We start from the raw sequence: 495 nt of genomic DNA on the forward strand, positions 1-495 counted from the left end.
GGGGGCGGCGTGCGGCGTGCGGCGGGGCACGGCACAGCGGCAGACGAGTCGCGCTGTACGCCGGGTTCTGTCTCCCCGGGCCCTCGCGGCCCCGGGGGAGGCGGTCATCCATCTAGGACTGCCGTTGCCGACAGCCTCCAGCGGCCCACCCGCGGACTCGGGCGGGCAGCCCTCGATCGTCCGCGCAGGACCGCCTCGCGGCGGTCCCTCTCGGCCTTGCTCCGGGTGAGGTTTACCGAGCCGCCCGGGTCACCCCGGGCGCTGGTGGTCTCTTACACCACCGTTTCACCCTTACCGGGTGCCGCCGAAACGGCCCCGGCGGTCTGTTTTCTGTGGCACTGTCTCGCGGGTCGCCCCGGGTGGCCGTTAGCCACCACCCTGCCCTGCGGAGCCCGGACGTTCCTCGGCGACGCCCCGGGGGGCGCCGACGCGACCGCCCGCGCGACTCGTCTGCCGTGATCACATCGTACCCGGCCGGGGTCACCCGCCCGACCC

General features: G+C 74.9%; 1 other RNA gene. It reads right to left on the reverse strand.

Annotated features, from left to right (window positions below):
• Window positions 1–40 precede the first annotated feature (40 nt).
• Window positions 41–449: RNase P RNA component class A (gene rnpB, locus FOE67_RS28180), an RNA gene on the reverse strand.
• Between the last annotated feature and the right edge of the window lie 46 nt (window positions 450–495).

This window comes from Streptomyces calidiresistens, assembly GCF_014141525.1.
Taxonomy (GTDB): Bacteria; Actinomycetota; Actinomycetes; order Streptomycetales; family Streptomycetaceae; genus Streptomyces; species Streptomyces calidiresistens.